Source organism: Nocardia sp. NPDC050630 (assembly GCF_044457245.1).
Classification (GTDB): Bacteria; Actinomycetota; Actinomycetes; order Mycobacteriales; family Mycobacteriaceae; genus Nocardia.
The window spans coordinates 846,314-858,258 of the sequence record NZ_JBITGN010000001.1 but is presented as its reverse complement, the minus strand read 5'-3'; the positions used below and the strand labels follow the sequence as shown (position 1 = coordinate 858,258).

At 65.0% G+C, this 11,945-nt stretch carries 9 protein-coding genes; 3 read left to right on the top strand and 6 right to left on the bottom strand.

The window, feature by feature from the left end; genetic code table 11:
- Positions 1-145: 145 nt before the first annotated feature.
- Positions 146-910 (top strand): SDR family oxidoreductase, encoded by a 765-nt coding sequence (locus ACIBG0_RS03850; RefSeq protein WP_397028930.1) that lies wholly within the window; start codon positions 146-148, stop codon positions 908-910.
- Positions 911-1,005: 95 nt separating this feature from the next.
- On the opposite strand, the gene ACIBG0_RS03845 is transcribed toward ACIBG0_RS03850, so the two are convergent.
- Genes ACIBG0_RS03845 through ACIBG0_RS03820 form a run of 6 tightly spaced genes read right to left on the bottom strand, consistent with a single transcriptional unit; the run spans position 1,006 to position 9,399 of the window.
- On the bottom strand, positions 1,006-3,243 hold the full coding sequence (locus ACIBG0_RS03845; protein WP_397028928.1) for an MMPL family transporter: 2,238 nt from the start codon (positions 3,241-3,243) through the stop codon (positions 1,006-1,008).
- A 20-nt stretch (positions 3,244-3,263) separates the two neighbouring features.
- Positions 3,264-4,682 (bottom strand): cytochrome P450, encoded by a 1,419-nt coding sequence (locus tag ACIBG0_RS03840; RefSeq protein WP_397028926.1) that lies wholly within the window; start codon positions 4,680-4,682, stop codon positions 3,264-3,266.
- Between the two features lie 56 nt (positions 4,683-4,738).
- A complete protein-coding gene (locus ACIBG0_RS03835) occupies positions 4,739-5,791 on the bottom strand; it encodes an NAD-dependent epimerase/dehydratase family protein (RefSeq protein ID WP_397028925.1) in 1,053 nt (350 codons plus the stop codon).
- Positions 5,764-7,455: a fatty acid CoA ligase family protein gene (locus ACIBG0_RS03830; RefSeq protein WP_397028923.1), complete on the bottom strand. Its 1,692-nt coding sequence runs from the start codon at positions 7,453-7,455 to the stop codon at positions 5,764-5,766. Before ACIBG0_RS03830 ends, ACIBG0_RS03835 begins: the two co-directional genes overlap by 28 nt.
- A complete protein-coding gene (locus tag ACIBG0_RS03825) occupies positions 7,452-8,360 on the bottom strand; it encodes a hypothetical protein (RefSeq protein WP_397028921.1) in 909 nt (302 codons plus the stop codon). The genes ACIBG0_RS03830 and ACIBG0_RS03825 overlap by 4 nt, the downstream gene beginning before the upstream one ends.
- 1 nt (position 8,361) lies before the next feature.
- The gene (locus ACIBG0_RS03820; protein WP_397028920.1) at positions 8,362-9,399 is read right to left on the bottom strand and encodes a 3-oxoacyl-ACP synthase III family protein; all 1,038 of its coding nucleotides are present in this window, start codon (positions 9,397-9,399) and stop codon (positions 8,362-8,364) included.
- Positions 9,400-9,846: 447 nt separating this feature from the next.
- Here ACIBG0_RS03820 and ACIBG0_RS03815 point away from each other — a divergent pair, with 447 nt between their 5' ends.
- On the top strand, positions 9,847-10,950 hold the full coding sequence (locus ACIBG0_RS03815; protein WP_397028918.1) for a lycopene cyclase family protein: 1,104 nt from the start codon (positions 9,847-9,849) through the stop codon (positions 10,948-10,950).
- Positions 10,950-11,885: a Ku protein gene (locus ACIBG0_RS03810; RefSeq protein ID WP_397028916.1), complete on the top strand. Its 936-nt coding sequence runs from the start codon at positions 10,950-10,952 to the stop codon at positions 11,883-11,885. The genes ACIBG0_RS03815 and ACIBG0_RS03810 overlap by 1 nt, the downstream gene beginning before the upstream one ends.
- The last annotated feature ends 60 nt before the right edge of the window (positions 11,886-11,945 follow it).

Sequence of the window (11,945 nt, the reverse complement as noted above, 5' to 3'; positions counted from 1 at the left end):
CTTCCGCCGAAACCCTGTCCGGCAGCGTAATCCGATGCACTCCGACGTCTGTGGTTCGTACTCCCGGCGCTGGGAACACCGAGCTCGAGCGCTGTCCGGCGTCCGCGGGTTCGACGATCCGGCTACTGCGGTAGCGTGCCATCACATGACGACCGATCTGTTGGGCAAGAGCGCACTCGTTTCCGGAGCCAGCCGGGGCATCGGCAAGGCCGTCGCGGCGGAACTGCTTCGGCGCGGCGCCAATGTGCTGATCACCGCCCGTAAGCCGGAGCCGCTGGAGGCGGCCGCCGCCGAACTGCGGGCGCTCGGTCATCCGGGCGAGGTCAGCACGCTGGCGGGCAATTCCGGTGATCCGGACAGCCGGGCCGCCGCGGTGGGTCGGGTGGTTTCGGAATTCGGCTCGTTGGACATCCTGATCAACAACACCGGCATCAATCCCGTCTACGGCTCGCTCATGGATGCCGATCTGGAGGCGGTGCGCAAGATCTTCGATGTCAATGTCGTCGCCGCACTCGGCTATATGCAGGAGGCATACCGGGCGTGGATGCGCGATCACGGCGGTGCGGTGGTGAACGTGGCCAGTGTTGCCGGGCTCCGCTCGACCGGAGTGATCGCGGCCTACGGCGCCTCCAAGGCCGCGCTGATCCGGCTCACCGACGAACTGGCCTGGCAGCTGGGTCCGAGTATCCGGGTGAACGCGGTGGCGCCGGGCGTGATCAAGACCAAGTTCGCCGATGCGCTGTACTCGGCGGATGAGGAGCGGGCCGCGAGCGTGTACCCGATGAAGCGACTCGGCACGCCCGAGGATGTGGCGCAGCTGATCGGATTCCTGGTTTCGGATGAAGCCAAGTGGATCACTGGTGAGACGATCCGCGTCGACGGCGGATTGCTCTCGACCGGCGGAATCTGAGACGCACCAGGGTAATCCGCTGAGCAACGGCGGAAACCAACTTTCCCAAGAACATCGATGGCCGTGCGGCGAATACCGCACGGCCATCGGCATTTCTACACCCGGGCGGGCTGGCGCAGGGCGTCCGGATCGGGCAGCGACGGCGCGGACGGTCCTTCGTCGAATCCGAAGCGCTCGTGCAGCTTTTCGAGCGGGCCGGGTGCCCACCAGTTCCAGTCGCCGAGCAGCTTCATCACCGCGGGCAGCAGGAAGCCGCGGACCAGGGTCGCATCGACCAGCACCGCCAACGGCAGACCGATGCCGAACGACTTCATGAAGGTGATATCCGAGGCCAGGAATCCCAAGAAAACCAAGGAGATCAGGACCGCCGCCGCGGTGACGATTCGACCGATCTTCTCCAGGCCATGGGCAACGGCGGATTCGTTCTTGCCGGTGCGTTCATATTCTTCGAGGATTCGCGACAGCAGGAATACCTGATAGTCCATGGCCAGACCGAAGGCGACACCGAAAAGCATGACCGGCACGGTCGGCGGCAGATCGCCGGTCACGGTGAAATCGAGCAGCCCGGACAGATGCCCGTCCTGGAAGATCCAGACCAGCGCGCCGAAGGTGGCGGTGAGGCTGAGTGCGCTGAGCACGATCGCGACCAGCGGCAGTACCACACTGCCGGTCAACAGGAACAGCACGACCAACATGATGATCACGACGTACGCCAGCGCCACGGGCAGGGCCGAGGTCACCGCGTCGAGGGAATCGGCGCTCGCGGCGGCGATACCGCCGACCAACCGCTGCGAGGGTGCGGGCACCGCGCGCAACTCCTTGGCCACCCGGTCCAGCAGCGCCGGATCGCTGGTATCCGGTGTCACCGAAAGATATGCGGCATCCTTGGTTTCGAACCGCGCGTGCTGTGCCGTGGCCGGGGTGAGCTGCCCGCCGTGGGCGTAGCTTCCGGTGGCGGTGTCGACGCGGCGGACATTGTCGACTTCGGAGAGCTTCCTGGCATAGGCGTCCAGGCCGGACTTGCCGTCGGGCAGCACCACGAAAAGTCCGTTGGTGTCGGTGGCGGCGAACTCACGCTGGATGGTCTCGGTGATCTGCCGGTTGTTCATCGACTCCGGCAATGCCCGCTCGTCCGGGAAGCCGAGTTTCACACCGAGGAACGGCGTCCCGAGCAGCAACAGGAGGGCCGCGACGGCCAGACCGATCGGCACCGGCTTGCGCATGACGAATACCGCGAGCCGATGCCAGAAACCCTCCCCCGGCGCGGGACGCTGTGGACGGAAGAACCAACCCAGTTGGCCACGATCGATGCGGCTACCGAGCAACAGCAGAATCGCGGGCAGCACCGTCAGCGATACCGTGGCAGCGATCGCCGCGACCGCCAGACCCGCATACCCCATGGAACGCACCGCGAGCAGCGGGAAGAACAGCAGTCCCGACAGCGCGACCGCGACCGTGACGGCCGAGAAGGCGACGGTGCGTCCGGCTGAACGCATGGTCGCCGCGACGGCCGGAGCGGTCGCGGCGCCTGCGGCCAATTCGTCGCGGTAGCGGCTGATGATCAGCAGGCTGTAATCGATCGCGAGACCGAGGCCGAGCAAAGTGGCCACATTGGTCGCGGTGGCGGCGAGATCGGTGAACAGGGTGATCAGCCACAGCGCGCCCATGGTGATCATCACGGTCACCGCGGCGATGACCAGCGGCAGGCTGGCCGCCACCAAACCGCCGAATACGAATAGCAAGGCGATCAGGGTGATCGGGAAGGCAATGGATTCGCCGAGGACAGCGTCGGTCTCGCTCTGCTGCACCGTTTCGTGCAACAACATCGCGTAACCGCCGACGCGCACCTGCACCGGGCCGTGCGTGCCGCCGTAGCGGTCCGCCAGACCCCCGACCTTCTGGTCGACCGCACCCTCCTCGCCGAGAATGCTCGCGACGATCAGCCCCGATTTACCATCGGCGCTGCGCAGCGCGGGCGAGGAGTCCATCCAATACGACATGACACCCGCGACGCCCGGCTCATCCTCGAGTTTCAGTGCCAATTTCACTGCGGCCGTAGCTGATTCGGGATCGTCAATCGAGGTGTCGGTGTGCACGAGCAGCACGAAGTTCGGCGGCGCCTGACCGAAGGTATCCCGCAGCATCTCGGTGGCCCGGCTGGATTCGCCGCCGGGATCGCTGTAGCCCCCGCCCTGCACCTTGTCGAACAACGTCGAGCTGAGCATTCCCATCACCAGCGCAAGCCCGACAAAGATGCCGAGAATCCATGTGCTGCGCCGCGTAGCGACTGCTTGCAGGTCGCTCGAAATGGTCAGCTTGGTCAGTCCGAACACCGCCACACCCTCATCACTCGTTAAGCCGCGCCGCGTTCGCTGTCCGACGAATCCACGACGTGCCCGGTTCGCACCTGCCTGGCCACCACCCGCATCGGCAGATACTTCGGATGCACCAGGGCGCCGATCACCGTCTCTTGCACCGCGATACCGGGCATCGGACGCAGGCGCCAGCGCCCGCCGATCGTAGCAACCTGTAGGGCAACCTCGGTGAGCGAGAACGCATTTCCGGGACACTGCCGGGTGCCCATACCGAACGGCAGGTACGCGCCCTTGGGCCGGGACTCCATTGCCGCAGGCAGCCAGCGGTCCGGGTCGAATTCATCGGGGTTCGGGAAGATGGCCGGATCCCGGTGCACCGCAACGGGACACACAAGCAACATGGCGCCCTTCGGCAACGCCTTGCCGCCGAGTTCATAGTTCGCGGGCACATCGCGAACGGTCAGCCACGGGGAGTACATGCGCAGGGTCTCTGTGACGATCCGCTTGGTCAGATCGAGCCGACCGAGATCGGCGAATTCGGCCGGGCGACCGCCGAGCACCGCATCGATCTCGGCGTGGAAAGCGGCTTCCAGCTCGGGATTTCGACCCAGCTCATGGAATACCCACGACAGCGTCATACCGGTTGCCTCGGTGCCACCGACCAGGAAGTTGATCAGCTCGTCGTGCACCTGGGCATCGGTGAGTGCGACACCGTCCTCATCGCGGGCCTTGATCAGGGTGTCGAGCAGGTCGCCGTGATCCAGATTCGGATCGGCCGCCAGATCCGCGCGGTAAGCGGCGATGATCTTGCTGGTCGCCGACTTCATACCGGCGACAAGGCCGTCGAAGTGACGGTTGCTGGGCAGTGGCAGCTTGTCGATCCAGGCCGGACGGGTGACGCGGCGGGCGAGCAGCGTCATGACCGGTGTGAGCATCTCGTGTATTTCCGCGCCGGTTTCCGCGCCGAGGTCGCCGCTGAACAGCGCCCCCGCGACGGTGCGCAGCGCGAGATCGTGCATCTCTGTATTGACGACCACCATTTGACCGTCGCGCCAGGCATCGGCCTGTTCGGCGCCCAGACGCGTCATCACGGTGGCGTACTGCGCGATGCGACCGCGAGCGAAAGCAGGGGCGATCATGCGACGTTCCCGCTTGTGCTGCGGACCCGACAAGACGGTGACGCCCGCGCCGAGCAGCGCCTGCGCCCGATCGATCATCGAACCCTGATCGGACAGCCCGACGAACGCCTCGCGGATCAGCTCCGGTTCGGTGACGACATAGGTGTCGTAGCCCGGAATCTTCACCCGCACCACGGGTCCGAGATCCGACAGCGTCTGCAGGAACCGATAGGGCCTGCGGGCGAGGCGGTGGGAATGTCCGATCAGGGGTAGGGCGCCCGGTGCGGTCGGCACCTCGGCGGTGCCGGTCGGGCGGCTGGCGAGTCGGGTGGTCATCATGCGAATCTCCTGAGCGTGCATCGACTTTCGCTCGACTGCGTGGCGTCGTCCGTCGGTCATCCGCGGGCGATGACGGCGTCGACGCCGCCGACCTGTCCGACCCAGTCGACGTAGGCGGTCAGTCCGTCGGTCAGCGAGACCGTCGGCGCGTAGCCGAAATCCCGGGTGGCGGCGCTGGTGTCGTAGGTGCTGGAGACGGTCAGCGCCGCGGTGGTCCAACTTGACAGCGGCGGCGCGTAGCGCTCCCTGATCGCGGGAACCCGCCATATGGTGTCGAAAACCGCGATGGCGGCGTCGAAAACCGGTTTCGGGATGGTGCGGGTGGGTGGCGTCAGGTCCAGCGAGACGGCGAGATCCTTGACGAACTTCCATAGGTCGACGTCTTCGGGATCGGCGAGGAAGTAGGCATTGCCCGCGACCTGATCCGAGCGCGCCGCCTGCAGACAAGCCTGCGCGGCATGTTCACAATAGGTGATCGACACCAAGACGTTCTTGCCGCCGGAGAGGTCGGGCAGCTTGCCGGATTTCAACTTTCGTAGCAGCAGCGTCATCCAGCCCGAGGAACGCGGTCCCCAGATCATCCGCGGTCGCAGCGCGCAGGTCACGAAATCGGCGGTGTTGCTGGCCAGTACGAGCTGTTCGGCGGCGGCCTTGGTTTCCACGTACAGACTCTTCGGAGCACTCACGTACGGCTCGGATTCGTCGATGCCGAAGCGGTCGGTGTCATAGGAGGTCGCCACCGAGGGGCTGCTGACGAAGACGAACCGGCCGACACCGGCCTGCTGGGCGGCCTGCATCAGCCGCCGGGTGCCCTCGACATTGGCCTCCCAGAACTGCGCGCGGCCGCCGACCTCGGCGACCAGCCCGGCGCTGTGATAGACCACATCTACGCCCTTACACGCGGTGATCAGCGATTCGTAGTCTCCGAGATCGCCTGCCACCGTTTCGAGTTCGGGCACCGTCGACAGGTAGCCGAGATTGCTCGACGGCCGGACGATGGCGCGCACCTCATCGCCCGCGGCCACCGCGGCGTCGACGATATGACTGCCGAGGAATCCGGTTGCTCCGGTGACCAATGCCTTCATCGCGTCATACTCTTTCCGGCCCATACGGCCAATTCCTCGCGCCCGATCTTGGCGTTGTGCCGGATGTCGACCGGAAATCCGGGATGGGCGCGAAACACCTTGATCGGCCTGGTGAATTCGCGCTCGCGCGCGATCGACCACAGCTCCCGCTGCACCCGCGGAATCTCGGATTCCGCAACCCCGGACCGCAATTCGAAGCACAGCACCGGGATCTGCGCACCCGCCTCGCCGACACCGACGAGCGCGGTGCGGTGCACATCCGGATGGGTGTTGAAGATCTGCTCGCACTGCACGGTGAACAGGTCACCGGCCGCGGTGCGGACCCGCTGGGCCGAGCGGCCGCAGAACCACAGCCGACCGGAGTCGTCCTGCCAGGCCAGATCGCCGACGCGATGCCAGCGGCGCACAGTGCCGTCCGGTCGTGTCTCGTCGATCTTGTTGCGGGCATCGGCGGCCGGGTTGCGGTGATAGGCGCTGCTGACTTGCGCACCGGTGGCGACGATTTCGCCGATCTGCCCCTGCGGTAGCACGAGACCGTCATGCCAGGCGGGAATGTCGTCATCGGAGATGGCGATGATTCGCACCCGTGTATCACCGTCGGATTCCGCGATCGGGCGCCCGACGCACGTGCCCGCGCCTTCTGCGGTCTGCTTGCGGGTTTCGTCGAGTTCGGACCACTCGAGGGTGGTCAGCGGCAATGCCTCGGTGGCGCCGTAGGTGGTGAAGACGCGTGCCGACTCACCGAGCGCGGCTCTAACACCTTCCAGCGCATCGAGATTCGCGGGCGCACCCATCGAGATCACCCGGACCAAACTCGGCAGCCTGGTCCCGGTTCTGCTCAGGTATTCGCCGAGCGGACCGAGCAGCGCGGGCGATGCGGTGACATCCGTGGCCTGGAAACTCTGGACCACATCGGTGAGCAATGCTGGATCTGCCTTGGACACCCGCACCGGATCGACGGGCCCGAGCACCACATGCGCACCCTGCAGCAAATCGAAGATACCGAACAGCGGCACCGAGGTGAGCGAGACGAAACCTGTTGGACGACCATGCAATTGCTCGATCACCCGCAGCGAGGCAGCGAATCCGGCCCTGGTGAACTCCACTCCCTTGGCTGGTCCGGTACTGCCGGTGGTGAAGGCGATCATCAACAGATCGTCGGGCGCATGGGCCAATTCGGGTGCGACGGCACCGGCCGTCTGCCGCATGGCGAGCAACGTGTGCCCACCCCAGAACGAGCGTCCGGCCGTCACATGCAGCCGCACCGAAGCGAAGGTGCGCCGCGCCACCAACCGCACCAGATGCGCCAGCGGTATGCCGATGAACGCCTCCGCACCGACACTGCGAAAGCAATGCAGCATGCGGCGAACGCCCATACCCGGATCCACCACCACCGGTACCGCACCGACCCGGAACAGCGCGAAGATCACCGCGAACAGATCGGGATCGGGTTCGACCATGACAATGGTCTTGACACCCTTGCTGATTCCGATTCGTTCGAATGCGGCGGCATAGGCCTCGACCCGCGCGCCGAGTTCGGCGAAGGTCAGCACCGAGAAGTCGAGATCCGTTGCGCGCTGGGCACGTTCTGGATGCGCCACCGTCGGATAGCTGATGGCGGGCAGGTCGGCGCGCTGTCGGATCTGGTGCTCCAGCAGCGCGCTCAGATCCGCGATCTCCTGACTCACCCCGCACCGCCCGCGGGCACGGTGTAGCTCACGCAGCCCGCGATCGGACCCGATCCGGCGGCGACCAGGAGCAATTCGTCACCGGCCGACAGCTCACCGGCCTCGAGCAACTGGTGGTAGCCGATGATCAAGCCCGAGCTACCCCCGTCCAGTTCGCCTTTCGCTGCCTGATGCGTTCGGGCGAAACCGAATTCGCTCGCCAGGGTGGCCGCGAACTCGGGCACCGGATTATTGGTGACCAGCACACGCTGCCGCTCGCGACGTTCGGCGAGATACGAACGAACGGCGGCAAACGCCGCGCCACTGACCAATTCGGCGTAGTCGTCGGCGACATCGATGGTGATCGAGCGCTGGCCGTCGTTCCCCATAGACTTCAGATCGAGGTACCCGGCGACACCGGGATGGGTGCCGACCGCGCGCGGCAGCGGCGCCGGAATGTGCACGCGATCGAAGCCGGTGCCCTCATCGATCCCCTTGGTTACCAGCAATGCGGCACCGACCGCGGCATAGCGGAAGTCGGCCGGCGCGTGTGCGATGCCACCCGGGTGAGCATCGCTGCTGACGATCAGTACCCGCTCGACGGTGCCGTTCTCCAGCAGCCCACCCGCGGCCTGCAATGCGTTGAGTACGCCGCACGCCCCGTTGCGCAGATCGAGCGAGAAACCAGCCCGTGAGGAGCCGACCTGGTAGTCCAGATGCATCCCCAATTCCTTCTGGATAAGGGCGGCATTGGACGGTTCGACGATATTGCTGTCACGGTAGACGCCGACATTGATCAGCACGTCGATATCGTTCGGCTCGACACCCGCGCCGGAGAGGCACTCAGCGGCCGCCCGCACGGCATGGTCGATGGAACCAAGGGTGGGGTCGGCGCTGACGGCGGACCGCCGAATAATGAACGTCATATCATCCCACCAATGCACTGATAGTTGCCGAAAGGACACCGAAGACCATTCCGGAGGCGGTCGGCACGAAACAGATCTTGGACCCCTTCGGGAGCTCGCCTCGGGAAATGTAGTCGTGCAGTACCAGGAAATGCGTACTCGCCCCGGTGTTGCCATACTTTTCGACGGTCGCCAACCGTGGCGGCAGCTCGGTGCCGTGAATCTTGCTGCCGGATTCGGCTAGTTTCTCCGTGAATCCGACGCCGAGCTGATGGAACACGATGAAGTCGAACTTCTCATCGGCGAATGTGGTTCCGCGCTTTGCGAGGATATCGCGGTGGAATTTCGCCCATGTTTCCCGGCGCGGCGCGGCCTGCATGGTGAGATTGTCGGTCAACATGATCATGTTCTCGCTGGCATCGCTCGGTTTGGCGATGCACAATGGCGAATACTCGGCGCACGTTGTCAGATCGACGTAGTGCAGCACGTCTTCCTCGTCGACCGCGGGGTCGAGGATGACCGCGACCGCGGCATCCGCGAGAGTGAGTGCGGCGAACTGTGGATCGCGCGCATCGACGGCTTCGGCTAGTGCGCCTTCGGTTACCGGCGAGATCACCTCGGGCGTGACGACCATGCCATTGCGCACCACACCGGCGCGAATCAGATTGTCCAGCAGATAGATTCCCGTCATAGTGCCGCCGCAGGCATTCGCCACGTCATAGCCGGAGGCATTGACCGCGCCGATGCGCCGGGCGATCTCCTGGGCTGCCGACGGCTCGAACACCATATGGAATCCATCGTGCACGGTGGTGCCGCCGCAGATGATGATATCCAGTTCAGCGGCGCCCAAACCGGACTTCGCCAGCGCATCCTGTGCGGCCCGCGCACCAAGGGTCAGGGTGTCCTCGCTGGTGCGGTCGACCATGTAGCGATGACCGATGCCAGTAATTCGCTCGACGTCGAAATCGCCGCCGCTCGTCATCCGACTCAGTACTTCCGAAGTGGTGTATTCGCCGGCCGGGAGGGCGGCGCCAAGGGCGCGTAATCGGGAAGAATTCACCGTAGCGGTCCTTTCGAAGGAGACGGGCAGCACGAACTCCCCGGCTGGCACGACAATGGCCGCGGGCAGACGATGCGGGAATTCCGTTCACAGGATCGAGGGAACGGAAAGTTCCGAAATCAACATTGATTTCGGCAATCGGATCCGAATTGCCCGACCCTGGGCAATTCGTTCGACAGCGCCGAGCATACGGCGTACAGGACATGGTGACCAGCCGGACGACGACACGGCGCTACTGGCGAGTCACATCGTTGCTGGAAAAGCGAGATCTGACATGATCGCATTATGAAGAATGTCACCGTCGATATCCGTGAACTATCACAGCGCAACGGTGACGACAGTAAGCTCCGCACGACCGACCAACCGCGCCGACCACGAAGGGCCCACCCTGCACACCACCGAACTCGCTGCGCCACACCAACATCCACGTTCCGTATGGGATATGCGATGAGCGTGGACCTCATCGTCTGTGGGCTCGGCCCCGCCGGTCGCGCACTCGCACATCGCTGTCTCGCACACGGAATGTCCGTCACCGCAATCGATCCGGTGCCTGATCGCCGCTGGTCGGCGACGTATGCGGGCTGGCACGACGAGCTGCCGGGATGGCTGGATCCGTCGGTTATCGCCACCACCGTGGCGCATCCGACGGCCTGGGGCACCAGACCGCATCGACTCGACCGAACCTATATCGTCTTCGACTCCGCGCGGTTGCGGGATGCACTGAATCTCGACGGCGCACAAATAGTTACCGATCGCGTTGTCGAAATTCGGCACAACACAGTGACTTTGGCTTCGGAAACAAAAATCAGCGGCAAACGTGTTATCGACGCACGAGGAATTCACCGCTCCCCCGCACTCGCCGAGCAAACCGCGTACGGCGTAATCGTGGAACGTGACGCCGACAGCACACCTCTGTTCATGGACTGGCGCGCTGACAACGGCGCGGAACCCGGTGCGCCACGGTCGTTTCTGTACGCGGTGCCGTTGAGCGCGGAGACGATGTTGCTGGAGGAGACCTGCCTCGCCGGTCGCCCCGCCCTCGACACCGCCGTGCTGTGCGACCGACTGCACCACCGGTTGCGTTCGCGCGGAATCGAACTCACCGGGACCGAGCCTGTGGAACGCGTACGGTTCCCGGTGCAGGGCGGCCGCCCCGGACGGCGGCGGTTCGGCGCGGCGGGTGCATTCACCCATCCCGCAACGGGATACAGCGTCATCGCATCCCTCGCCGCCGCCGACACCGTCGCTCTCGATTCGTCGGCATGGCCCGCTCAGGCGCGAGCGGTATACGCGTTGCGGTCCGCGGGCCTGCGCGCGCTGCTCGCGCTACCGCCCGACGACCTCCCTGTGTTCTTCGATGCCTTCTTCACCCTGCCGCCGCGAATGCAACGGGCCTATCTCTCGGGCCGCACCGATCTCGGCGGCACCGTCGCCGCCATGCGCACCCTCTTCGTCGCCCTGCCCGCACCACTGCGTCGGCGCGTCGCGACCGCGACACTCGGGATTCCGATTCGCTCGCCTATTCGAATGGGTTCGTCCATGATGGAGTAATGGCACGAGCTATCTGGAAGGGCTCGATTGCGTTCGGGCTGGTAAACGTCCCTGTCAAGGTGTATACGGCCACCGAGGACCACGACATTCGGTTCCACCAGGTGCATGCCAAGGACGGCGGGCGGATCAAATACGACCGCGTCTGCACGGTCTGCGGCAAGTCCGTGCAGTACGCCGATATCGATAAGGCCTATGAATCCCCGGAGGGTGACAAGGTCATCTTGACCGACGAGGACTTCTCGAAGCTGCCCGCCGCCGAGAAGCATGAGATTCCGGTGCTGCAGTTCGTTCCCAACGACCAGATCGACCCGATCCTGTTCGAGAAGAGCTACTACCTCGAACCCGACTCGAACACGCCCAAGGCCTACGTGCTGCTGGCGACGACGCTCGAGCGCATCGATCGGACCGCGCTCGTGCATTTCACGCTCCGACAGAAGACCCGCCTCTCGGCGCTGCGAGTACGCGACGGTGTACTGGTGCTTCAGACGCTCCTGTGGCCCGATGAGGTCCGCTCCGTCGATTTCGAATCCCTGGACGGTGTCGCCGAGCCGAAGCCGCAGGAGATCAAGATGGCCGAGACGCTGGTGGAGACCATGTCCGACGACTTCGATCCCGAGCAATACACCGACGAGTACCAGATCGAGCTGCAGAAGGTGCTCGACGAGGCCATCGCCAGCGGCACCGGGAAGGTGGTCAGTCAGCCCGAGGAGGCGCCCGCCGCGATGGACGCGGAGGTCGTCGACCTGGTAGCCGCACTGCAACGCAGTCTGGAGGCCAGTGGGCGGCGGACTGCGGAGAGTTCGGGCAAGGCCGCCGCCAAGCCCAAGGCAAAGGCGGCACCGGCGAAGAAGGCCACCAAGACCGCAGCCAAGAAGACCGCCGCCAAGCCCGCCAAGAAGACCGCGAAGAAGGCGGCGGCCCGCAAGGGCGCATAATCGCCCGCCGCCTCGTCGATATCTGTTCGGAGGCGCTGTTCGCTCGCGATGCCAGGCGCG